The sequence below is a fragment of the Pseudomonas sp. LBUM1671 genome, assembly GCF_059695685.1.
On the sequence record NZ_CP166782.1, the window covers coordinates 317,765 to 337,303 of the forward strand.

21 protein-coding genes are annotated in these 19,539 nt (G+C 59.3%); 10 read left to right on the forward strand and 11 right to left on the reverse strand.

Features of this window, described 5'->3' with window-relative positions; translation table 11 throughout:
• Positions 1-13 precede the first annotated feature (13 nt).
• Genes hisB through hisF form a run of 5 tightly spaced genes read left to right on the forward strand, consistent with a single transcriptional unit; the run spans position 14 to position 3,063 of the window.
• Entirely contained in the window at positions 14-607 is a 594-nt protein-coding gene (hisB, locus tag ACA060_RS01500; RefSeq protein ID WP_003218037.1) for an imidazoleglycerol-phosphate dehydratase HisB, read from the forward strand.
• Positions 607-1,245 carry an imidazole glycerol phosphate synthase subunit HisH gene (gene hisH, locus ACA060_RS01505; RefSeq protein ID WP_090176778.1) on the forward strand — a complete coding sequence of 213 codons (639 nt, stop codon included), beginning with the start codon at positions 607-609 and terminating at the stop codon, positions 1,243-1,245. Before hisB ends, hisH begins: the two co-directional genes overlap by 1 nt.
• Positions 1,246-1,503 carry a DUF2164 domain-containing protein gene (locus ACA060_RS01510; protein ID WP_008024930.1) on the forward strand — a complete coding sequence of 86 codons (258 nt, stop codon included), beginning with the start codon at positions 1,246-1,248 and terminating at the stop codon, positions 1,501-1,503. It begins immediately after the preceding gene.
• A 42-nt stretch (positions 1,504-1,545) separates the two neighbouring features.
• Entirely contained in the window at positions 1,546-2,283 is a 738-nt protein-coding gene (gene hisA / locus ACA060_RS01515; protein WP_010464588.1) for a 1-(5-phosphoribosyl)-5-[(5-phosphoribosylamino)methylideneamino]imidazole-4-carboxamide isomerase, read from the forward strand.
• A 9-nt stretch (positions 2,284-2,292) separates the two neighbouring features.
• Positions 2,293-3,063, forward strand: a complete 771-nt coding sequence (gene hisF / locus ACA060_RS01520; RefSeq protein WP_007972752.1) for an imidazole glycerol phosphate synthase subunit HisF — start codon at positions 2,293-2,295, stop codon at positions 3,061-3,063.
• Positions 3,064-3,093: 30 nt separating this feature from the next.
• Here hisF and ACA060_RS01525 read toward each other — a convergent pair whose 3' ends face one another.
• A complete protein-coding gene (locus ACA060_RS01525) occupies positions 3,094-4,623 on the reverse strand; it encodes a trypsin-like serine peptidase (RefSeq protein ID WP_497315006.1) in 1,530 nt (509 codons plus the stop codon).
• Positions 4,624-4,837: 214 nt separating this feature from the next.
• Here ACA060_RS01525 and ACA060_RS01530 point away from each other — a divergent pair, with 214 nt between their 5' ends.
• Complete coding sequence (locus ACA060_RS01530) at positions 4,838-5,593, forward strand: substrate-binding periplasmic protein (RefSeq protein WP_497315008.1); 756 nt, start codon at positions 4,838-4,840, stop codon at positions 5,591-5,593.
• A 144-nt stretch (positions 5,594-5,737) separates the two neighbouring features.
• Here ACA060_RS01530 and ACA060_RS01535 read toward each other — a convergent pair whose 3' ends face one another.
• The 4 genes from ACA060_RS01535 to gpmI all read right to left on the reverse strand — a co-directional run bounded on the left by ACA060_RS01535 (position 5,738) and on the right by gpmI (position 10,940).
• Positions 5,738-6,514, reverse strand: coding sequence for a divergent polysaccharide deacetylase family protein (locus ACA060_RS01535; protein ID WP_109627472.1), 777 nt, complete (start codon positions 6,512-6,514; stop codon positions 5,738-5,740).
• Position 6,515: 1 nt separating this feature from the next.
• Complete coding sequence (locus ACA060_RS01540; RefSeq protein WP_109627473.1) at positions 6,516-7,832, reverse strand: S41 family peptidase; 1,317 nt, start codon at positions 7,830-7,832, stop codon at positions 6,516-6,518.
• Between the two features lie 34 nt (positions 7,833-7,866).
• Positions 7,867-9,159: a murein hydrolase activator EnvC family protein gene (locus ACA060_RS01545; RefSeq protein ID WP_497315010.1), complete on the reverse strand. Its 1,293-nt coding sequence runs from the start codon at positions 9,157-9,159 to the stop codon at positions 7,867-7,869.
• Positions 9,160-9,410: 251 nt separating this feature from the next.
• The gene (gene gpmI, locus ACA060_RS01550) at positions 9,411-10,940 is read right to left on the reverse strand and encodes a 2,3-bisphosphoglycerate-independent phosphoglycerate mutase (RefSeq protein WP_497315012.1); all 1,530 of its coding nucleotides are present in this window, start codon (positions 10,938-10,940) and stop codon (positions 9,411-9,413) included.
• Between the two features lie 153 nt (positions 10,941-11,093).
• On the opposite strand from gpmI, the gene ACA060_RS01555 reads away from it, so the two are divergent.
• The 3 genes from ACA060_RS01555 to secB are packed head-to-tail and all read left to right on the forward strand — an operon-like array spanning position 11,094 to position 12,290.
• Entirely contained in the window at positions 11,094-11,507 is a 414-nt protein-coding gene (locus ACA060_RS01555) for a rhodanese-like domain-containing protein (protein WP_010464571.1), read from the forward strand.
• 1 nt (position 11,508) lies between these two features.
• Positions 11,509-11,763, forward strand: a complete 255-nt coding sequence (grxC, locus tag ACA060_RS01560; protein ID WP_010464569.1) for a glutaredoxin 3 — start codon at positions 11,509-11,511, stop codon at positions 11,761-11,763.
• A 41-nt stretch (positions 11,764-11,804) separates the two neighbouring features.
• Entirely contained in the window at positions 11,805-12,290 is a 486-nt protein-coding gene (gene secB / locus ACA060_RS01565) for a protein-export chaperone SecB (RefSeq protein ID WP_007949026.1), read from the forward strand.
• Positions 12,291-12,419: 129 nt separating this feature from the next.
• Here secB and ACA060_RS01570 read toward each other — a convergent pair whose 3' ends face one another.
• Positions 12,420-12,875 (reverse strand): tRNA (cytidine(34)-2'-O)-methyltransferase, encoded by a 456-nt coding sequence (locus ACA060_RS01570; RefSeq protein WP_007949025.1) that lies wholly within the window; start codon positions 12,873-12,875, stop codon positions 12,420-12,422.
• Here ACA060_RS01570 and ACA060_RS01575 point away from each other — a divergent pair.
• Positions 12,874-13,314 carry a hypothetical protein gene (locus ACA060_RS01575; protein WP_497315014.1) on the forward strand — a complete coding sequence of 147 codons (441 nt, stop codon included), beginning with the start codon at positions 12,874-12,876 and terminating at the stop codon, positions 13,312-13,314. The genes ACA060_RS01570 and ACA060_RS01575 overlap by 2 nt on opposite strands.
• A 628-nt stretch (positions 13,315-13,942) precedes the next feature.
• On the opposite strand, the gene ntrC is transcribed toward ACA060_RS01575, so the two are convergent.
• From ntrC to glnA, 5 genes are all read right to left on the reverse strand, one after another.
• A complete protein-coding gene (gene ntrC, locus ACA060_RS01580; protein WP_010464563.1) occupies positions 13,943-15,379 on the reverse strand; it encodes a nitrogen regulation protein NR(I) in 1,437 nt (478 codons plus the stop codon).
• The gene (glnL, locus tag ACA060_RS01585; protein WP_109627482.1) at positions 15,376-16,461 is read right to left on the reverse strand and encodes a nitrogen regulation protein NR(II); all 1,086 of its coding nucleotides are present in this window, start codon (positions 16,459-16,461) and stop codon (positions 15,376-15,378) included. The genes ntrC and glnL overlap by 4 nt, the downstream gene beginning before the upstream one ends.
• Positions 16,462-16,692: 231 nt before the next feature.
• Positions 16,693-17,313 (reverse strand): DUF4124 domain-containing protein, encoded by a 621-nt coding sequence (locus ACA060_RS01590; RefSeq protein WP_497315016.1) that lies wholly within the window; start codon positions 17,311-17,313, stop codon positions 16,693-16,695.
• Positions 17,310-17,819, reverse strand: a complete 510-nt coding sequence (locus tag ACA060_RS01595; protein WP_497315018.1) for a DUF4124 domain-containing protein — start codon at positions 17,817-17,819, stop codon at positions 17,310-17,312. Before ACA060_RS01595 ends, ACA060_RS01590 begins: the two co-directional genes overlap by 4 nt.
• A 303-nt stretch (positions 17,820-18,122) precedes the next feature.
• Positions 18,123-19,529 carry a glutamate--ammonia ligase gene (gene glnA, locus ACA060_RS01600; RefSeq protein WP_010464555.1) on the reverse strand — a complete coding sequence of 469 codons (1,407 nt, stop codon included), beginning with the start codon at positions 19,527-19,529 and terminating at the stop codon, positions 18,123-18,125.
• Between the last annotated feature and the right edge of the window lie 10 nt (positions 19,530-19,539).

The following is a 19,539-nucleotide window of genomic DNA, read 5'->3' on the forward strand; positions in this document are numbered from 1 at the left end:
TGCGGAGCTGGTGATGGCCGAACGTAAGGCGTCAGTCGAGCGCGACACTCTGGAAACCCAGATCAAAGCCTCGATCAACCTGGATGGCACCGGAAAGGCCCGATTTGATATCGGTGTCCCTTTTCTTGAGCACATGCTGGACCAGATCGCCCGTCACGGGCTGATCGACCTGGATATTGTCAGCAAAGGCGACCTGCATATCGACGACCACCACACTGTGGAAGACGTCGGTATCACCTTGGGTCAGGCCTTCGCCAAAGCAATCGGCGACAAAAAAGGCATCCGTCGCTACGGTCACGCCTACGTCCCGCTCGATGAAGCGCTGTCGCGCGTGGTGATCGACTTCTCGGGCCGTCCTGGCCTGCAGATGCACGTTCCCTACACCCGCGCCACCGTTGGCGGCTTCGACGTTGACCTCTTCCAGGAATTTTTCCAGGGATTCGTCAACCACGCGCTGGTCAGCCTGCACATCGACAACCTGCGTGGCACCAACACCCACCACCAGATCGAAACTGTGTTCAAGGCATTCGGCCGCGCATTGCGCATGGCCGTAGAGCTCGATGACCGCATGGCCGGTCAGATGCCGTCGACCAAAGGCGTTCTGTAATGCAGACGGTCGCGGTTATCGATTACGGCATGGGCAACCTGCACTCGGTGGCCAAGGCCCTCGAGCACGTTGGTGCCGGCAAGGTCTTGATCACCAGCGATGCCGATGTGATTCGCGAAGCCGATCGGGTGGTTTTCCCCGGTGTCGGCGCGATTCGCGATTGCATGGCGGAGATCCGTCGCCTGGGCTTCGATTCGCTGGTGCGCGAAGTTAGCCAGGACCGTCCGTTCCTCGGCATCTGCGTCGGCATGCAAGCCTTGCTCGACAGCAGCGAAGAGAACGATGGCGTTGACTGCATCGGCCTGTTCCCGGGCGCGGTGAAGTTTTTCGGCAAAGACCTGCATGAAGACGGCGAACACCTGAAAGTCCCGCACATGGGCTGGAACGAAGTGAAGCAGACGGTGAGTCACCCGCTGTGGCACAACATTCCGGACCTGGCGCGGTTCTACTTCGTGCACAGCTACTACATCGCCGCCGGCAATGCGCGGCAGGTGGTGGGTGGCGGTCACTACGGTGTCGATTTCGCCGCGGCGCTGGCCGATGGCTCGCGCTTCGCCGTGCAGTTTCACCCGGAGAAGAGCCATACCCATGGCCTGCAATTGCTGCAGAACTTCGCTGCGTGGGACGGTCGCTGGTAAATGGCCGTCAAGAAGAAGCCGCCGATCCTGACCCTCACTCCTGAACAGGAGAACGAGGCCAATCACAAGATCAAACGCTTCATGGAGGATCGCTTCGAACTGGACCTGGGTTCGTTCGAAGCGGCCGAAATCCTTGAGCTGTTTACCCGTGAAATTGCGCCGCACTATTACAACAGGGCGATTTTCGATGTGCAGACGCACCTCAAAGAGAGGTTCGAAAGCATCGAAAGCGACTTGTGGGCGCTCGAGAAAAACTGATTTCCGAGCGAAGCTGAACACTCGAATTTGAAGGTTTGCCAGATGCTGATTATTCCCGCTATCGATCTTAAGGACGGTGCCTGTGTTCGTCTGCGCCAGGGCCGCATGGAAGATTCCACGGTGTTCTCCGATGACCCGGTGAGCATGGCTGCCAAGTGGGTGGAGGGCGGTTGCCGTCGTCTGCATCTGGTCGACCTGAACGGCGCTTTCGAAGGCCAGCCGGTCAACGGCGAAGTCGTTACCGCGATTGCCAAGCGCTACCCGAACCTGCCGATCCAGATCGGCGGCGGTATCCGTTCCCTGGAAACCATCGAGCACTACGTGAAAGCGGGCGTGAGCTACGTGATCATCGGCACCAAAGCCGTGAAAGACCCGGCCTTCGTGGCTGAAGCCTGCCGCGCGTTCCCGGGCAAAGTGATCGTCGGTCTGGACGCCAAAGACGGCTTCGTGGCCACCGACGGCTGGGCTGAGATCAGCACCATTCAGGTCATCGACCTGGCCAAACAATTTGAAGCCGATGGCGTGTCCGCGATCGTTTATACCGACATCGCCAAAGACGGCATGATGCAGGGTTGCAACGTACCGTTCACCGCTGCGCTGGCTGCTGCCACACGCATTCCGGTCATCGCTTCCGGCGGTATCCACAATCTGGGTGACATCAAGTCGCTGCTCGACGCCAAGGCGCCCGGCATCATCGGCGCGATCACCGGCCGGGCGATCTACGAAGGCACCCTCGACGTCGCTGAAGCGCAAGCTTTCTGCGATTCGTACAAAGGCTGAGGACTGACCATGGCGCTGGCCAAACGCATCATCCCTTGCCTGGACGTGGACAACGGCCGGGTCGTCAAAGGTGTGAAGTTCGAGAACATTCGTGATGCCGGTGACCCGGTGGAAATCGCCCGTCGCTACGACGAGCAGGGTGCCGACGAGATTACCTTTCTCGACATCACCGCCAGCGTCGATGGCCGCGATACCACGCTGCACACCGTCGAGCGCATGGCCAGCCAGGTGTTCATCCCGCTGACCGTCGGCGGCGGCGTGCGCACCGTGCAGGACATTCGCAACCTGCTGAACGCTGGCGCGGACAAGGTCTCGATCAACACCGCAGCGGTGTTCAACCCGGAATTCGTGGGCGAAGCCGCTCAGCATTTCGGTTCGCAGTGCATCGTCGTCGCCATTGACGCCAAGAAAGTCTCCGGCCCGGGCGAAACCCCGCGCTGGGAAATCTTCACCCACGGCGGCCGCAAACCTACCGGTCTCGACGCCGTTGAATGGGCGAAGAAAATGGAAGGCCTCGGTGCCGGCGAAATCCTGCTGACCAGCATGGATCAGGACGGCATGAAAAACGGCTTCGACCTGGGCGTTACACGCGCCATCAGCGACGCCCTGGGTATCCCGGTGATTGCCTCCGGTGGCGTCGGCAACCTGCAGCATTTGGCCGACGGCATTATCGAAGGCCACGCCAGCGCAGTGTTGGCGGCGAGTATTTTCCACTTCGGCGAATACACCGTGCAGGAAGCCAAGGCCTACATGGCCCATCGCGGCATCGTGATGCGATAACGCGTCCGGAAAAAAACTTCCGGGCCGATGTCAGTTGGCAACTTCAGCCATGGGAGTCGCCGCTTCGTGAGTGTCTGTCGAGGAGCCCAACAAGTCGACCCTCGGCGCTGACGCCTGCCCCGACTTGTCGTAGGCAATAGAGCAGAGCTTGCCCGGAAGCTTGTCGCTTGGAACGAAGAAATCCATTTCCATGTTGTTCCTGTATTTGTCAGGTTGATTGCAGTCTGTTGTTGCGGCGGGACCATATTTTATCGAATAGGTCCTGTGCGGCTCCTCCGTTTTCGCGAGGGTCACAAAAACTTCGGTGACGATTGACAGAACAGGCGGGGTGGTTGGCTGGTTATCCAGTATCTCGACTGGCAGGGACAGTGCATTTTTCAGAAGCCCCGATTCGGGTTTTTGCGTCGCAGAATCCAATCCGAGAATGCACAGAAAATAGAGACCGGGTTCACTCCCTATTTCGGAATTGATGAAGGCATTCGCTGAGCCCTCGACATCGCTGTAGTGATGAGGGTTCTCGCACTCCATTGCCTTGCGCACGGTTTTATGGCGATAGAAGTCGGTGCTGATAGAGAATCGATAGTTCCAGGTCGGAATGGCAATTGAGCCGTCATCCTGATGTTTGACCCGTTGATAACTTTCCAGCGTGGTAGCGTCATTGTCGATGGTGAACGCCGGGAAGAGTTGGCAAGACGACGGCGGGTTTTTTGCGATCCGGCCTTCCAAGAAGCACCCGTTGAGAAATGCCGTCGGATTGCCGTAGACATTTCCCGGTATTGCCTGATAAGCCTCTCCAGCGAGTGTGCAAGGAGCATGCACGCGGCATGGAACAAGGCCTTCATCAAAATTTCCTGTCCCGATCACTCCAACGATCTCATTGGAGGAGCGATCGAGTAGCGGGCTTCCTGATCCGCCTCCCCGGATATCCTGACAGCGTGTCATGAACGTGTTGCGCCATACCCAGGCGCCTTCAACTATTTCCTGCGCCGGTTGCAGAGCACAGGCCGACATCCGCAACGTGGTTTGATCAAAGCCTTTTGGCGCCCCGACGATCAATACGTCGGTCCCGTCCGCTGGTGTTTCACGCGCCAGTTTCAATGGCTGTACACCATTCTCGATGAGCTTCTGAAGGCTGACATCCAGTTCGACGATGGCCATATCAACGCCTTGAATGCTCCGCCATGTCGTCGACTTCAGCGGATAGGTCTTGAACGCGGTGCTGTCAGTGAAATAGTTGAATATGAGGGTGCCGTTAACCGGTTTGTCTGTGACGATGTTGCCATTGGTCCATTCAATGCAGTGGCCCGCAGTGAGCACGTAAGCAGGAGTTCCAGGCCGCTCGAGTTCATCGCGGGTATCCAGGAGGGTCGCGGTACAGTTGCCTGAGCCGGTCGTCAGGCGCCCGATGCCTTGCCAGTGGTCGCGGGAGCCGTCGGTGTTTTCAAGGACTACGGAAGGCGTCAGGTTCTGCAGGCCTTCGCCATAATCGCTGCCGTTTGCAAAGCACGGAATGCACAGTGAGCACACAGCGCTGGCAAGAAGTAAGGGGATCGAATTCATAGAGCGTTGTCTCTGATTAATATAAAAAACCGGCCTGTCGCCGGGTGTTGGCAATTAATCAGATGCGGTGGAGTGGAGTGCGGTATCTATCTACCGCAGTGACGGTGATACCCATTATTTTGACGAGCTGCATGGGGCTGTTATCAAAAGGCCAGTAGACAGTGTGTCGGGCTCAAGGCACTCTTGGGCACGCCATGGATTTCGGTAGCCCGACATGATCAAACGCCTGCTTCTTGCCCTCGCCAGCGCTTCTCTGTTGCTCATCAATGGAGTCCACGCTGAAGAAAGTCCCGCCACCGACCTGGTGCTGCTGACGGAAAATTTCCCGCCGTACAACATGGCGAAGAACGGCAAGAACTTCGCTCAGGACGAGAACATCAACGGCATCGCCGTGGACATCGTCCGCGAGATGTTCAAGCGTGCCGACATCACCTACAGCCTGACGCTGCGCTTCCCTTGGGAGCGAATCTACAAACTCGCCCTAGAGAAGCCCGGTTACGGCGTATTCGTGATGGCGCGTTTGCCGGACCGCGAGAAGCTCTTCAAGTGGGTCGGCCCGATCGGCCCGGATGACTGGATCATGCTGGCCAAGGCTGACAGCAAGATCAGCCTTGAGTCGCTGGAACAGGCGCGCAAATACAAGATCGGCGCGTACAAGGGCGATGCGATTGCCGAGACACTGGCCAAGCAAGGGTTGAAGCCCATTGTGGTACTGCGCGATCAGGACAACGCGAAGAAACTGGTCAGTGGTCAGATCGATTTGTGGGCCACGGGCGATCCGGCCGGCCGCTATCTGGCGCGTCAGGAAGGCGTTAACGGTCTCAAGACGGTGTTGCGGTTCAATAGCGCCGAACTCTATCTGGCGTTGAACAAAGAGGTGCCGGATGAAACCGTCGCCAAGCTGCAAGCCGCGCTGGATCAGCTGCGCAAGGAAGGCGTGGTGGACGACATCATGGCGCGGTATCTCTGAATCCAAACGCCGACCTGACCCAACACAAAACACTGTGGGAGCGGGCTTGCTCGCGAATGCGGTGTATCAGTCAGCATTAATGTCGACTGACACACCCTCTTCGCGAGCAAGCCCGCTCCCTCAGTGATTTTTTGTTGTTGCGGATTAGCGGTACACGCCATCCTTGCCGTGCGCAGCCGTTGCGCGATTGCTGCGCACGCTGATCATCTGTTTGATGTCGATCCACTCAATGCCCTGAGCCTTGAGCTTGGGCAACTCCCGCTCCAGCACCGCCAGCGTCTGCGGATACGGATGGCCGATCATCACGGCTGAACCCTGCTTGCGCGCCAGGCTGATCGCCGTCTGTAGCTGCGTAAAAATCGCCGCTTCCGTGGGCTCATCATCCAGGAACACATCCCGCGAAACGCTCGCCAATCCAATCTTCTGCGCCTCGGCCGCCGCAACCGTCTGCGCGCTGGTGCGACTGTCAACGAAGAGCTTGTGTCGCTGCTGCAAGTTCGCCATCAACCAGGCCATGGCCGGTCGCTGAGCGGTCATGCGGCTGCCCATGTGATTGTTGATGCCAGCGGTGTAAGGCACGACTTTGAACGCCGCGTTCAAGCGTTTCTCAAGTTCTTCGATGGGCAGCTCGGGATGCCAGGCGAACGGACCTGTGGCCGGATCCATGGGCATGTGCAGGATGACGATCTTGCCGGAGCGATGGGCTTCGCGGGCGAATTCGGTGGCGTGGGGCGTGTCGGGCATGATCGCCGCAGTGACCGGGCCGGGCAGGGCCAGCACGCGACGATCCCGGGGCAGGTTCTGCCCCAGGTCATCGATGATCAGCGTGAGATAAGCCTTTTGCGGCGCAGGTGTAGCGGGCATCGCGTGGGCAACACCCGCCAGACAACACAGCAGGCCGATAAAGCATCGCAGGCGCACCTCAACGACCGGAGGTGATGCTCAGCCCTTTGAGCAGGCTCAGCGCCTGGGCCAGTTGGTAATCATCATCCTGTGGCATTGCCTTGGCTTTGCTGCTGGAAGTCGGTTTGTCGGCACCGCCGTTGCCATTACCCAGGTGACCTTGCAGATCGGCTTCCTTGAAGTACTCGCCGTCCTGCTCGCTGGTTATCTTGGCCTTGCGCACTTCGATGTCCGGGACGATGCCCTGGGCCTGGATCGAGCGTCCGTTCGGCGTGTAGTACAGCGCCGTGGTGATCTTCAGTGCGCGATCGTTGTTCAGCGGCAGCACGGTTTGTACCGAGCCTTTGCCGAAACTGGTGGTGCCCATGATCACTGCGCGTTTCTGATCCTGCAAGGCGCCGGCGACAATTTCCGAAGCCGAGGCGCTGCCGCCGTTGATCAGCGCAACCATTGGCACGGCTTCGCTTTCGTCTTTGCCGGTGGCAGAGAAGCGCAGCTCGGAGTTGGCGATGCGGCCCTTGGTGTAGACGATCAGGCCCTTGGTGATGAAGTGGTCGACCACTTCCACCGCTGATTGCAGCACGCCGCCCGGGTTGTTGCGTAGGTCGAGAATGATGCCGTTGAGCTTCTTGCCGTTGTCCTTGCGCAGCTTGGCCAGGGCTTTGGAGACTTCTTCGCCGGTCTTGACCTGGAACTGGGTGATGCGGATGTAGCCGTAGCCCGACTCCAGCAGCTGCGCCTTGACGCTCTTCACCTGAATGATCGCGCGGGACAAGGTCACGTCGAACGGCGTACCGCCATCGCGCACCAGGGTCAGGGTGATTTTCTGGCCGATCTTGCCGCGCATCTTGTCCACGGCTTCGGTCATGCTCTGGCCGCGAGTCGGCTGGCCGTTGATCTTGACGATGAAGTCGCCGGCCTGGATGCCAGCCTTGGACGCAGGGGTGTCATCGATGGGCGAAACCACTTTGATGAAACCGTCTTCGGCGCCGACTTCGATGCCCAGGCCGCCGAATTCGCCGCTGGTGCTTTCCTGCAATTCAGCGAAGTCTTCCGGGCCCAGGTAGGCGGAGTGCGGATCGAGGTTGCTGAGCATGCCCTTGATGGCATTTTCCAGCAGGGTCTTGTCGTCTACCGGCTCGACATAGGCTGCCTTGATCCGATCCATGACCTCGGCAAAGGTGCGCAACTCTTCCAGAGGCAACGGCGCCTTGGTGGTCGCGGCAGTGCCCGCAGGCGCGACAGCCGGAGCAGGTTGAGCGGCGAACGCCAGAGGCGCGCCGATCACCAGGGCGATCGTCAGGGCCAGCGAGGTAAGGCGGGACAAATGCAGCATGTCGAACGAACTCCTAATGTAGGTGACTCAACGCCTATCCTTGCGCGCGGCACCATTGCGCCGGATCACTCGGGTGACCCTGCTGACGAATAGCGAAATACAGCGCTGGTGTGTCCTGCCCGCCACTGTTACCGACAGTGGAGATGGATTCACCGGCTTTTACTACGTCACCCGCAGACTTGAGCAGCGTCTGGTTGTGACCATAAAGACTCAAAAAGCCGTTGCCGTGGTCGAGAATCACCAGCAGTCCGGCGCCGCGCAGCCAGTCGGCGAACACCACGCGACCGCCATGCACGGCGTGCACCTGGCTGCCGGCGGAAGCGCTGATCATCACGCCGTCCCACTTGGTGCGGGCATCGTCGCCACGGGATTCACCGAAGCGCGCAAGCAGTCGACCATCAACGGGCCACGGAAGTTTTCCCCGGCTTGAAGCAAAAGGGCCGCCAAAGGTTTCGCCTGAACTGGAAACCAATGCGCCCGGTGTCGATTTGACCGGTTTGCGTGGGGCGTCAGTGGCGTTTGCCTGTTCCTGAGCCTCACGTAAACGCTTTTTTTCGGCTTCCTGCTGGGCGATGAGCGCTTTTTGGCGCGCTTCTTCCGCCTCTCGAGCCTGGCGGGCCAGGGTTTCTTCGATGGTTTTAAGGACTTTAGACAGGTCTGCCTGATCCTGCTCGCGGGCGGCCAGCTTCTGATCGCGCGCCTTCACGTCGTCGCTCAGCTTGGCCAGGACTTGCTGGCGCTCCTTGCGAACCTTGTCGAGTTCGTCGCGCTGGCTGTCGAGACTGCTCTTCTGCACCAGCAATTGCGCCTGCTGCAAGGCGATGTCTTTTTCGACGTTGGCCAGTTGGCGCAAGGTTTCGTTGAAATTCTTCAGCTGCTCCAGGCGGGCCTGGCTCAGGTAGTCGTAATAGGTGAGGGTGCGGGCGAATTTTTCCGGATTCTGCTGGTTCAGCAACAGCTTCAAGTACTCCTGACGGCCGTTCTGATAGGCCGCACGGGCCTGGATGGCGATCAGTCGTTGCTGTTCAGTGCGCGCGCTCTGGAGTTTTTTTTTCTCAGCATCGAGTCGCTGCAGCTCGGATTCGCTTTTCTTCAGCTCTTTTTGCAGGGCTTCGACCTGCTTCTCGAGCTTGCCCATCTCGGTCTCGGTGCCCTTGAGGTCTTTCTGCACACCGGATTTTTCTTCCTGGAGCTTGCCCAGCAGCTTTTTCAGCTCGGCAATGTCCTGACGCGTGGCGTCCAACTGTTGTTGGGTTTGCGCGCGCTCGTCAGCGAAGGCCGGTTGGAGCAGGCAAGTCAGAGCAAGGGCTATCAGGACGCGAAGCATAGAGGCGGGCGACACCAGGGAAAGGGACGGCCTAGTATGCCCGCCAAGCGCCGCAAAAAAAACGCCCAATTGGGGTTGTGTGATAACCGGGCTGGCAAGTGGGTGCAATTAATCTTTGAAACCACCAGAAACCACTGTGGGAGCGGGCTTGCCCGCGATGGTGTCCTGACATTCAACATATTAGTTGGCTGTCAGATTGCTATCGCGGGCAAGCCCGCTCCCACAGGGTTTGCGGCTTTCGAAGAGGCTGATTACACCAGAATCGACGTACCGGTCATTTCAGCCGGTTTCTCAAGCCCCATCAGCATCAGCATGGTCGGCGCCACATCCGCCAGCACGCCGCCATCGCGAACCTTGAAGTCCCGCTTGCCGACATAAATGAACGGCACCGGCTCGGTGGTGTGAGCGGTATGAGCCTGGCCAGTGGATTCATCGGACATCTGCTCGACGTTACCGTGGTCGGCGGTGATCAGCGCTTCGCCGCCCACCTTGTCCAGCGCATCGACGATGCGGCCAACACACAGGTCCAGGCATTCAACGGCTTTTACCGCCGCATCAAACACGCCGCTGTGGCCGACCATGTCGCCGTTGGCGTAGTTGACCACGATGACGTCATAACGCTGGTTTTCGATCGCGTCGACGATGCGGTCGGTGACTTCCGGCGCGCTCATCTCAGGCTGCAAGTCATAGGTGGCGACTTTCGGCGACGGGATCAGGATGCGCTCTTCGCCCGGGAACGGTTCTTCGCGACCGCCGGAGAAGAAGAAGGTCACGTGAGCGTATTTCTCGGTTTCGGCGATGCGCAGTTGCGTCTTGCCGTTTTTCGCCAGGTAATCGCCCAGCACGTTGTCCAGGCTGCCGGCGGCGAAGGCCGATGGCGCAGGGATGCTGGCAGCGTATTGGGTCAGCATCACGAAACCGGCCAGTTTCGGCTGGCGCGCACGTTCGAACTCCTTGAAACCGTCTTCGACGAACACACGGGTCAGTTCACGGGCGCGGTCGGCGCGGAAGTTCATGAAGACCACGGCGTCGCCGTCTTCGACTTTCACCGGCTCGCCGATGGAGGTGGCTTTGACGAATTCGTCGCTCTCGCCACGCTCGTAAGCGGCTTGCAGGCCTTCCTGGGCGGTGGCGGCGTTGAATTCGCCGTTGCCGTCGACAATCAGGTTATAGGCCTGGGACACGCGGTCCCAACGGTTGTCACGGTCCATGGCGAAGTAGCGGCCAACGATGCTGGCGATCCGGCCTTTGCCGAGGGCCTGGAAGGTCGCATCGAGCAGTTCGATGGACGACTGGGCGCTTTTCGGCGGTGTATCGCGGCCGTCGAGGAAGGCGTGCAAGTAGATTTTTTCAGCGCCACGCTTGAAGGCCAGTTCGGCCATGGCAACCAGGTGATCCTGGTGGCTGTGAACGCCGCCATCGGACAGCAGGCCCATGAAGTGCACGGCTTTGCCGGCAGCAACGGCTTTATCGACTGCAGCGCAGATGGTCGGGTTCTCGAAAAACTCGCCGTCGCGGATCGATTTGGTCACGCGTGTGAAGTCTTGATACACCACGCGACCGGCGCCCAGGTTCATGTGGCCGACTTCGGAGTTGCCCATCTGGCCGTCCGGCAGGCCGACGTCCATGCCGCTGCCCGAAATCAGGCCGTTCGGCACGGTGGCCCACAAACGGTCCAGTACGGGCTTCTTCGCCGCAAACACGGCGTTGGATTCAGGGCTCTCACTGTGACCGAAGCCGTCGAGAATAATCAGGACCAAAGGTTTAGGCGTGGTAGTCATGGATTCCACTCGTGGCTGAATTAAAAGAGGGCGATGGAAAAGGGAGTGGCAGTTTAAAGCGAAGTTCCTGCGCCGTCACCGCCGGACGGGGTTTGGCCCACCATAGTGGCTGTGTATACTGGCCGACATTTTAACGCCCTGGAACCTCCTTCGATGGTTGCTAACCTGATTCAATTCGCCACTAACCACTATCTGCTCGTCGGTATCTTCGTCGTACTGCTGGCGTTGCTGATCGCTTATCAGATGCAAGGCGGCGGCCGCAGCCTGAGCACCGGTGAACTGACCGGGCTGGTCAACAAGGACGCGGGCGTTGTGATCGACATTCGTCCGGTCAAGGATTTCGCCGCCGGTCACATTGTTGGCGCGTTGAATATTCCTCACGACAAACTGACCGCTCGCATTGCCGAACTGGAAAAGCACAAGGCCAAGACCATCATTCTGGTCGATGCCATGGGCCAGACCGCCGGCACCCATGCCCGCGAACTGATGAAATCCGGCTACACCGCCGCCAAGCTGTCCGGCGGTATTTCCAGCTGGAAAGGCGACAACCTGCCGCTGGTGAAGTGATATGAGCAACGTCGTCGTCTATTCCAGCGATTACTGCCCTTACTGTTCGCGAGCCAAATACCTGCTCGAGAACAAAGGCGTGGCCTTCGAAGAGATCAAGGTCGATGGCAAGCCGCAGGTGCGCGCCGCCATGGCCCAGAAGGCTGGACGTACGTCCGTGCCGCAGATCTGGATCGGCGAGCGCCACATTGGTGGCTGTGATGATTTGTTTGCCCTTGAGCGCGCCGGCAAGCTCGACGCCATGCTCAAGGCCTGAACGCCTTCCCTATAAGACCCCAAGATCAGAAAGGATCTGAGATGACTGACCAACAGAACACTGCAGCTAGCGAAGAAGAAACCGCACCGCAATTCTCCTTGCAGCGCATCTACGTACGTGACTTGTCGTTCGAAGCCCCGAAAAGCCCGGCGATCTTCCGCCAGCAGTGGGAACCGAGCGTCGGTCTGGATCTGAATACCCGTCAAAAGGCCCTGGAAGGCGACTTCCACGAAGTCGTGCTGACCCTGTCCGTGACCGTGAAAAACGGTGACGAAGTGGCGTTCATCGCTGAAGTGCAACAGGCCGGCATCTTCCTGATCAAGAACCTGGACGACGCTTCGATGAGCCACACCCTCGGCGCGTTCTGCCCGAACATCCTGTTCCCGTACGCTCGCGAAACCCTGGACAGTCTGGTGACCCGCGGTTCGTTCCCGGCCCTGATGCTGGCTCCGGTGAACTTCGACGCGCTGTACGCACAAGAACTGCAACGCATGCAGGCGGCTGGCGAGACTCCGACCGTTCAGTAACGGTCCTGAGTCAAAGCAAGTCCAATGTGGGAGCGGGCTTGCTCGCGAAAGCGGTGTAACAGTCAACGATGATGTTGAAGGTTATGGCCCCTTCGCGAGCAAGCCCGCTCCCACATTTGTTATGCGGTATTACTTGAACCCGAGCTGGCGCCAGCCTTCGTAGACGGCGACCGCCACGGTGTTCGACAGGTTCAGGCTGCGGCAGCCTTCACGCATCGGCAAACGCAGGCGTTGTTCGCCGGGCAGTGCATCGAGCACTTCGGCCGGCAAACCACGGCTTTCCGGGCCGAACAGGAACGCGTCGCCCTCGGCAAAACTGGCATCGTGGAACGGCCGTGAGCCCTTGGTGGTGAAGGCGAACAGCCGAGGATGACCGAGGCTTTCCAGGCAGCTGGCGAGGTCCGCGTGGCGTTGCAGGGTGGCATACTCGTGGTAGTCGAGGCCGGCCCGGCGCAGGCGCTTGTCGTCCATCTCGAAGCCCAGCGGTTCGATCAAATGCAGGTGGCAGCCACTGTTGGCGCACAGCCTGATAACGTTGCCGGTATTCGGCGGAATTTCTGGTTGGAAAAGGATGACGTGAAACATGCACGGCTCCGAAGGTAAAGATGAGCGGCATTCTACGCCGCCCGTTGATCCGCGTTCGAAACTATTACCGCGGGTGATGGGTTCGCTGGCGATTGTCGGACTGATGGTGGGGCTGATGATCGGTCGCCTGACCACGCCTGACCCCAGCGAATTGCAACAGGTCGAGGTAACGGACGATGGGCTGGTGGTGTGGTTCAACAACGAACCCAAATCCCATGGCGAGTTCGTGGACGGCAGCCTTGCGCTGCTGTTCGAGGCGCAAGGCAAGGCGCAGAAAGGTCAGCTCAAGCTCAACGACAAGGTCGTGAACTGGCGGACGCGCTTGAGTGATGGGGGGTTGTTGCTGACGGTAGTGGCCGCCCGGCCACTGCAGGGCGAGTGGACCGGTAGCGAGGTCGATGACCGCTGGCGGCTGGAGATCCATCTCCGGGAGCAATAAAAGAGGGAATCCCCGGCCTGCCTGTACCAAGGTCCCCAAAACGGCAGGGCTCGCGCATGGCGTCGAGCCCGGTGTAAAGAAGGAACCCCTGACCTGCCTGTATCAAGGGCCCCAAAACTGGGGGCTCGTCGCTTATGCGGTGTGAGCCCGATGTAAAGAGGGGAATCCCCGGCCTGCCTGTACCAAGGTCCCCGAAACCGGGTAGTGAACTGAATCACTGAATGGACTATTGCAGGGGGCGTGCCAGGTTTTAACAAGTTGAAACAGAAAGCTGCTTTGGAATGCTGAAAGCCCCGGAATTCGGGGCTTTCGTGTTTTTTCGGTAGAGGTTCGATTGCGAAAAATGGCGGGCTTCGAGATCAGTGTTTGTGCGCGATTGCGGTTCACGGTGCATTCAGTCGGTGCACGGAACCCTGAAATGTAGGGCGAGCCTGCTCGCGAAAGCGGTGGTTCAGCCAGCATCAACGTTGGATGTAATGGCCCCATCGCGAGCAGGCTCGCTCCCACAGTCTGTACTGGTCAGAGTCAGAATCGAGTCTGTAGTCCCACCCACCCCTTCAAGTCTAAACATACAAGCGAGCCTGCTCGCGATGGCAATGTAACTGTTAGTTAAAGAACTAAAGGCTGCTTAGCCCTCTTCCCCCTCGTCATCATCCCCACCATCAACCTTCATCCCCAATTCCTTGATCTTGCGCGTCAGGGTATTACGCCCCCAACCCAGCAAAACCGCAGCATCCCGACGCCGTCCGGCGGTGTGTTTGAGTGCGGTCTCGATCATGATCCGTTCGAACGCCGGCACGGCACTGTCGAGCAGGCTCGACTGGCCGCGAGCCAACGCCTGGTCAGCCCACTGACGCAGCGCCTGCTCCCAGTTGGTCACCGGCGCCGAATCCTGCGGCAGGCTCAACAGCTCCGGCGGCAGGTCGCTGATGTGCACTTCGCGACCCGAAGCCATCACCGTGATCCAGCGGCAGGTGTTCTCCAGCTGACGCACGTTGCCGCCCCACGGCAGGTTCTTCAGGTATTCCTCGGTTTCGCTTTTCAGCAGCTTCGGCTCCACCGCCAGTTCTTGCGCAGCGCGGCTGAGGAAGTGCTTGGCCAGGGTCGGGATGTCTTCGCGACGGTCCGACAGCCGTGGGATGTGGATGCGGATCACGTTGAGGCGGTGGAACAAGTCCTCACGGAATTTCCCGGCATGCACCAGGGTTTCCAGGTTCTGGTGAGTCGCGGCGATGATCCGTACATCGACCTTCACCGGCGTATGACCGCCGACGCGGTAGAACTCGCCGTCGGCCAGTACGCGCAGCAAACGCGTCTGGGTGTCCGCCGGCATGTCGCCGATTTCGTCGAGGAACAGCGTGCCACCGTCCGCCTGCTCAAAGCGCCCGCGACGCAGGTTGGCCGCGCCGGTGAATGCACCTTTCTCATGGCCGAACAACTCGGATTCCATCAGGTCTTTCGGGATCGCCGCCATGTTCAGCGCGATGAACGGCGACGCCGCCCGTGGACTGTGACGGTGCAGGGCGTGGGCTACCAATTCTTTACCGGTACCGGATTCGCCGTTGATCAGCACGGTGATGTTGGAGTGGCTCAAGCGCCCGATAGCGCGAAACACTTCCTGCATCGCTGGCGCTTCGCCGATGATTTCCGGGGTGCGGGTCAGGGCGACCGGGACTTCCAGGCCTTGTTGTTCCTGAGCATGCTGGTTCGCACGTTTGACCAGCGACACCGCTTCGTCAACGTCAAACGGCTTGGGCAGGTACTCAAACGCGCCGCCCTGATAGGACGCGACAGCGCTGTCCAGATCGGAGTGCGCAGTCATGATGATCACTGGCAACCGTGGGTGTTGCTCGCGAATCCGCGCCAGAAGGTCCAGGCCACTGGCACCCGGCATGCGGATGTCGGAGATGATCACGTCCGGCTGTTGGCGCGCCAGGCGGCTCATCACGCCATCGGCGCTGTCGAAGCTTTGCGTGGTCATGCCTTCCTGCTGCAAGGCTTTTTCCAGGACCCAACGGATAGAACGGTCGTCATCGACGATCCACACGGTTTCACTACGGCTCATGTCGATGTGGCTCCTTGTTCCAGTGGCAGAAAGATCGAGAAGGTGGTGTGGCCTGGATGGCTGTCACATTCGATCAGGCCCTGGTGCTGGCTGATGATGTTCTGGGTAATGGCCAGGCCCAGTCCGGTACCGTCCGGACGACCGCTGACCATGGGGAAGAAGATGGTTTCCTGCAGGTCTGCGGGAATGCCGGGACCGTTGTCGATGATTTCGATCTTGGTCACCAGGCGATGGCGCACGTGGCCGATGGTGAACTGGCGCATGGCGCGGGTGCGCAAACTGATGCGGCCCAGACGCAGCTCGTTCTGGCTGCTGATGGCCTGCATCGCGTTGCGCACGATGTTCAGTACGGCCTGAATCATTTGTTCGCGGTCGATCAACACGTCCGGGATGCTTGGATCGTAGTCGCGCACCAAAGTGATGCAGCCCTGACTTTCGGCCTCCACCAGATGACAGACGCGTTCGAGCACTTCATGGATGTTGCACATCGCCAGCGACGGCAGTTTGTTAGAGCCGAGCATGCGGTCGACGAGGTTTCGCAGACGGTCGGCTTCTTCAATGATGACGTTGGTGTAGTCGCGCAGGCTTTCTTCCGGCAGTTCGCGGGCGAGCAATTGTGCGGCGCCGCGAATCCCGCCCAGCGGATTCTTGATTTCGTGAGCGAGGCCGCGCACCAGCATCTTGCTGGTCTCTTGCTTCGACAACTGCGCCTCTTCCTTGGTGATCCGCAGCAAGCGGTCGCGAGGATGGACTTCCAGCAGCAGCATTGTGGCGCCGTTGGCCAGGATCGGTGTTACCGCGTAATCGACGGTCAGCGTCTGGCCGGTGAGCGCGGTAAGCATGGCTTCGCGCTTGGTGAACGGGTGTGCCTGCTCAACCGCCTGGCGCAGGGAATTCAGCGCTTCGGTGGATTCGGTGAACAACTCACTGATGAACTGCCCATGGCTGCGCTGACCGCTGATGGCCAGGAGCATCTCCGCCGCTGGGTTCATGTACTCGAGGCGCAGTTCGGCGTCGAGCAGGATGGTGGCGGTGGTCAGGTTGTCGAGAAGCAGACGATGCAGTGCGTCACTGATGGTCATTTAGGACCTCTTTTGGAGCAGGGCATGCGCGTGAATAACGCGCCGATACTAGGAAAATGCAAAAACCAAACCAAGGCTCCGAAAAGAAGCGTTTAAAGCCTGAAACGGGCGTTTGACGCTCGTTTGCGTGGCGTTCTGCCAGCTTTCGCGGGTACTTTCGAACCAAAATGGGTTGAGATGTGGGAACGGTGCAACCTATTGCACCAATATAGTGCGCAAAGCTGAACGGAGTTAGAAGAAACGCAGGAAGGGATTTTTTTCTTCTTCGGGTTTGTCTTTGAGCGGACATTCCGGCCGTTGGCCGTAGTCGGTGAGGGTGCAGGGCTTGACCTTGCGTTTCTGTGCGAGGGAGATGCGCAGCATCTGGAAGGGTTGATTGGCTGTTCGTTCGACCGTGCGGCCTTGTTCGTCGAGGATTTCCACGGACAGGTTGTGGCTACCGCGGTCGATGTTGCTCAGGGCAAACACCGGGCTGAGGCCGGGCTCGGCGGTAGGTTGGCCATCGAGCAGCAATCGGTAGCGATGGCCTCGTTGCAGGCCGGGTTCGTTGGTAACGCTGACGATCAGTTCGCCGGCGTTGCTACGGACCGTAGCGTCTGGTTCCGGGACCAGCACGCGGAGCATGTCGTAGCGGAACAACGGCAATTCTTCATTCTTTTTTGCGGCAATCACGGGGCTCGCGCCAGTCGGGTTGGCAGACATGCGATTGCTCGTCGCCAGCGGCACGCGCTTGGCGTTGCCTGAGCCTGGTCGGTCGGTGTAGACCCGGTTGCCGTGAGCGTCGACGTAGGTGAAGACCTCGGCTGTAACCGGCAGTGCGATCAGGCAGGCGATCAGCAGCCACACCCTCATGGTTTATGCACTCGCTGCACGGTGAACGTCACCGTCGGGCTTTGCTGGACGATGTTCTCGCCGTCTATCACCTGCACCGCCAGGCTGTGTTCTCCACGGTCGATGTTCACCAGTTGCAGGATCGGCACGTTGCTCGATTGCCCGTAGGGTTGATCGTCCAGCAGCAACCTGAACAGGTGCGGCGCTTGAAGGCGCGGTTTGATCATGACGCTGACCGTGAACGTGCCGTTGTTGGCGCGCAGGGCTTCGTCGGTCGGCAGACCGGTCAACTCCAGCACCTCGTAGGCGCTGCGCGGCTGTTCGCGATTGCTGGCTTCGGCAGCCGGGACAGGAGGCGCCTGACGCTCAACGCTGTTGAGCGGTGGCAACTCGACCGGCTGCGCCTTGACGCCGTCGGGCGGTTGATTGCTGTAGGCGGTGTTGCCGGAGGCGTCGGTGTACTTATAGATCTGCGCTGCGGCGGGCAGGGCGATCAACAGCAACATCAAAGGAAAACCACGACCCATAAAATCGACCAGAAACGAAAGCGTTGGGGTGCAGCATAGGTCAGGGGGTGGTGATTGACCCAGCTCGTTAACATTTGGGCATGAATTGCCAAAATCCCTCAAACACCACAACCCCCCCCTGTGGGAGCGGGCTTGCTCGCGAAAGCGGAGTGTCAGTCACCATCAATGCAAGCTGACACACTGCATTCGCGAGCAAGCCCGGTCCCACATTGGTACTGAGTTGGTTTCTAAATCGCGGGCACAAAAAAGACCTCCCGAAGGAGGCCTCTTTTTTGTCACGCCGCTTGCGCAGGCGCTACCGGATCAGCAGCTGTAGTACAGCTCATATTCCAGTGGGTGTACGAAGGTGCGAACCTTGATTTCTTCTTCGCTTTTCAGAGCGATGTAAGCGTCGATGAAGTCATCGGAGAACACGCCGCCTTTGGTCAGGAACGCACGACCTTTGTCCAGCTCTTCCAGGGCTTCTTTCAGGCTGCCGCAAACTTGTGGGATCTCTTTCGCCTCTTCAGGCGGCAGGTCGTACAGGTTTTTGTCAGCGGCGTCGCCTGGGTGGATCTTGTTCTGGATGCCGTCCAGGCCAGCCATCAACAGGGCAGCGAAGCCCAGGTACGGGTTGGCTGCCGGATCCGGGAAGCGGGCTTCGATACGGCGAGCGCGAGGGCTGGACACGTAAGGAATACGGATCGAAGCGGAACGGTTGCGCGCCGAGTAGGCCAGCATCACTGGAGCTTCGAAACCTGGGACCAGACGCTTGTAGGAGTTGGTCGACGGGTTGGTGAAGCCGTTCAAGGCCTTACCGTGCTTGATGATGCCGCCGATGAAGTACAGGGCGGTGTCGGACAGGCCGGCATAACCTTCGCCAGCGAAGGTGTTCTTGCCATCTTTGGCGATGGACAGGTGAACGTGCATACCCGAACCGTTATCGCCGTACAGCGGCTTAGGCATGAAGGTCGCGGTGCGGCCGTATGCATCAGCAACGTTGTGTACGCAGTACTTCAGGGTCTGAACTTCGTCAGCCTTGGCCACCAGGGTGTTGAACTTCACACCGATTTCGTTCTGGCCGGCAGTGGCCACTTCGTGGTGGTGAACTTCGATGACCAGGCCCATTTCTTCCATGGCGTTGCACATGGAGGTACGGATTTCGTGGTCGTGGTCGAACGGCGGAACCGGGAAGTAGCCGCCTTTGACGCCTGGACGGTGGCCTTTGTTGCCGCCTTCCACGTCCTGGTCGGACATCCACGAACCTTGTTCGGAGTAGATCTTGAACATCGAGCCGGAGATGTCGGACTTGAACTTCACTTCGTCGAAGATGAAGAACTCTGGCTCCGGGCCAACGAATACGGTGTCACCGATACCGGTCGACTTCAGGTATTCCTCGGCACGCTTGGCGATCGCACGTGGGTCACGGTCGTAGCCTTGCATGGTCGAAGGCTCGATCACGTCGCAAACCAGGATCAGGGTTGGCTCTTCGGTGAACGGGTCGAGGACAGCGGTGGAATCGTCCGGCATCAGGATCATGTCGGAAGCTTCGATGCCTTTCCAGCCAGCGATGGAGGAACCGTCGAACATTTTGCCTTCTTCGAAGAAAGCTTCATCCAGCGCGTCGCGAGCCGGCATGGTCACGTGGTGCTGAGTGCCTTTGGTGTCCGTGAAGCGCAGATCAATCCACTTGACGTCATGATCTTTGATGAGTTGAACCGACTTCGACATAGTGTCCTCC